Genomic DNA, 3,303 nt, shown 5'->3' with positions numbered 1-3,303 from the left:
TGAATAATAGCTGTCTCACAAGAGCGATTGGGACGAAAGCCATAACTATACTCTGAGAAGTGTCTTTCACAGATTGGACTGATGGTTTGAACAATCGCTTGTTGTACCATTCTGTCCATGACTGTAGGGATTCCAAGATTTCGGACGCCACCATTTGGCTTAGGAATTTCAACTCGTAAAACTGGTTGAGGTTTGTACTTCCTCTGCTTTATAAGTTCCTTGGTTTCTCGCCAATGTTGCCGTAGGAAATTATCCATTTCCTCAATGGTAACTCCGTCGATACCAGCAGAACCCTTGTTTCTTTTTACCTGATGATAGGCTTCAAGCATATTGTTCCGAGATAATATCTTATCTAGCAATTCTGACATGTGCGTATTCCTTTCTTGTTTCGGTGTCTGAGGGACATCTTAGATTCGTGAACCTTCTCCTAGTCAATACGTGACCGTCTCCAGTTCTATCAGACCGTTCTTTTACAGACACAAGTGAAGTAGGATTACTTCGGTTAATTGTTCGCCCCTTCGCTCCATTTCCATTACAGAAACTTCATCACTACTATGGGTTCGGCTGACTTCTCATGATTCGTTGTTACTACGTCTACGACGCTCATGAGACCTCACGGGATAAGTCGTATATCTTTCCTCGTTTACTCTCGTGATCTACGCATATAGGTTACGACTACCTTTTGGGACTTTAGAGTTTTCAGCCTCCTCATCCACTACATACGCCTTCATATCACATTTCTGTTCGTAGAGCCACGATTTCGCTATCCCTTCCTCTCCCCGCTACCTCACGATAGTCAGGCTTGGGAGTCGCTATTGGGTTCACCGGTAGCAGGTGCCCACAGAGGACTTGCACCTCAGATATACGACATGCCCGTCGTACTGAAAAGATTCCAAGCCACCGAGCTTGGAATCGGGGGGATTCGGGAAACTTCGGTTCCCGAATAAGGCATGGAACTCGTCAGAGGTCGCTGCCGTCCCCCACCACAGGGAATGCATCCCATATGAATTGAAAGGAAGCCATTTTTAGGCTATATTGTACTCACTATTTATAGATTGTAAAATTCTACCCACTACAGTTGACAAAGAGCCAAAAGAAAAGGAGAGACTCATTTCAACGAATGAATCTCTCCTTTTTATACTTTACGGGACTTTTTGTCCCAAGCTCTTTCTTATGGTTGAAAAAAGGAAAAAGCCAACAACAATCGTCGCCCCATTAATGATCAGCCCCAAAACGGTAATATTCCCGTAGAAACTTGGGACAAGCAAACTAATAACCGCAAAAAATGTATAGAGACTGACAATAGCTGCATTAACCAGTGCCAACTCCTTGTGATCATAAGTTGCATAGATCAGTTTGTTAAACATATTCCCGGAAATACCAATAATCAGAAAGGCCAGGAAAAAGGCGCCCAACTGAATCCAAGGTTGCTCTACCACAAAGACCAGCAGTAACAGAGCACCCGAGAGCATGTAATCCAAGGGGAAAAAAAGCCGAGGATCCATCTGAACATAGGGAGCTAGGATTGCCCCTAAAAGATCTGCTCCCCGCTGGCAGGCTAAGATCAAGCCCAAATAAGCGACCGAATAACCCTGCTGCACTAAATAAATAGGCGCCAGCGTCAGCAACAAATCTACTCCCCCACTGAGGATCCCCTCCGTCAGAATAATATAAAAAGCATCTCGTGAAGCAACTAGGGTTTTAAAAGAAGCAAGCCGATCCACCGACTCTTCCTCCTCCACAGTCACTCCCGCTGTATCCGGAATCTGCAACCGCATCAAGAAATACAGAGCACCAATAAAGAAAGGCAAACTCCATTCCATCAAGGTCAAATAGGACATAAAACCTAACAGGAGAGAAGCTACAAAGTTACTGGAAATATCCAGAACATTTCCAGTCAAATATTGAACATTAACCGATTTTTCCAACAAATCCTCACGATTGTCTAAAATCGCCGGAATCACCTTCATTTGCAGATTGTTCAAACAAACCGTAACCAAGGAGAACACAAAATTCAATAGGACCATCCAAAGAAGGGACCAGGTCTGCATCAAACACAAGAGAATCAACAACATCAAACCAATCTGGATCCCCTGCAAACTCAGTATAGCCAACTTATTTCGCTTTAAGCGGTGAAGATAAGGACCATAGGCTGCCGCAAACAAACGCGGCAACATCCCAATCAAGGTAAAGAGGGACAAAGAACCCGCATCAATCTGGTAAACTTGTACCAAACCAAGGGACAAGGCAATCATATAAAAGGAATCCGCTACATTCCGATTAGCCCCACTAAAAATTAAGCGGTAAAAATTAGGCGTCAGTTTCATCGACTTCAGACTCATCAAGCGTCACCACCTTCTATTCGAGCTCTGCTATCCGATCAAAAATCGTCTAGCTATTTACTATCAAACAACTAGTTAGAAACGATCGCCTACTGATTTTCTGGGATGCTTAAACAGTAATCTCATATTCATACCCCTTACCTCTTTCTTGAATCTTACTAACGTTAGTACTGACAGTCTAGCAAATCTCGCCTTGATTCGCATGAGTTATTTGTGCAATCTCCTAAAAATTTTCAAAAAAAGCAACTATTTCAAACAAGTTTTTTGCTATAATGAAGCAAACTTTTTTAACCATGGAAAGGAGGAAGAACATGACCGTACTTTTCATCGGACGCCGTGAATTCCTAGCCCAGGCCCTGACTAAGATCTATAACAATTTAGAATTTACAGTCTACTTAAACGACTGGGAAGACGACTTTTTAGAGCAAATCTCCCAGAACCAACCAGCGCTAGTCATCTTGGAAATCACCAGACCTGAGCGCAAGGCCTTCTCAGCCTGCCAGAAAATCAAGGCAGCCTTTCCAGACCAGCCTATCCTATTGTTTTCAACCCACTATCGCGAACACTACCTCCAAAAAAGTCTGGAAGCAAAAGCCACTGGCTACCTCCATCAAGACCTGAGTATGGAAGAGATAAACCAGGGCTTTCAAAAGGTCTTAAAAGGACAAGCAACCTTCCCCTATCCAACAAATCCCTATTCATCTGCTCTAAGTCCTCGCGAAATCGAAATACTTTATCTGCTCCGCAGTAACTATACTCAAGAAAAAATCGCCAGTAGCTTGGCCATCAGCCGCCGTACCGTCAACAACCATCTGGCTCATATCAATGACAAATTAATACTCATTCAAATTCAAAATCTGAAAAAATCCATTCTCTATGGACAATAGATTTAAGGTCAGACCAATGCAAACTTTGAATCACTTCTTGTAGTTTATCAATCACGTCCTCAAGTGTTTTAAAG

Annotated in this window: 3 protein-coding genes; 1 reads left to right on the top strand and 2 read right to left on the bottom strand. The window is 42.9% G+C overall.

The window, feature by feature from the left end; translation table 11 throughout:
• Both HZY94_RS06965 and HZY94_RS06960 read right to left on the bottom strand, forming a co-directional pair.
• Positions 1–368 (bottom strand): reverse transcriptase domain-containing protein (locus HZY94_RS06965; protein WP_257151889.1); only part of this gene is annotated, 368 nt, incomplete at its 3' end.
• A 774-nt stretch (positions 369–1,142) separates the two neighbouring features.
• Positions 1,143–2,342, bottom strand: a complete 1,200-nt coding sequence (locus HZY94_RS06960) for an MFS transporter (RefSeq protein WP_228064584.1) — start codon at positions 2,340–2,342, stop codon at positions 1,143–1,145.
• 311 nt (positions 2,343–2,653) lie between these two features.
• On the opposite strand from HZY94_RS06960, the gene HZY94_RS06955 reads away from it, so the two are divergent.
• On the top strand, positions 2,654–3,229 hold the full coding sequence (locus HZY94_RS06955; RefSeq protein ID WP_179925584.1) for a response regulator transcription factor: 576 nt from the start codon (positions 2,654–2,656) through the stop codon (positions 3,227–3,229).
• Positions 3,230–3,303: the final 74 nt, after the last annotated feature.

Origin of the sequence: Streptococcus danieliae (genome assembly GCF_013415245.1) — a bacterium.
Lineage (GTDB): Bacteria > Bacillota > Bacilli > Lactobacillales > Streptococcaceae > Streptococcus > Streptococcus danieliae_A.
The sequence above is the reverse complement of the archived record's forward strand: the minus strand, read 5'-3'. Positions and strand labels throughout refer to the sequence as shown.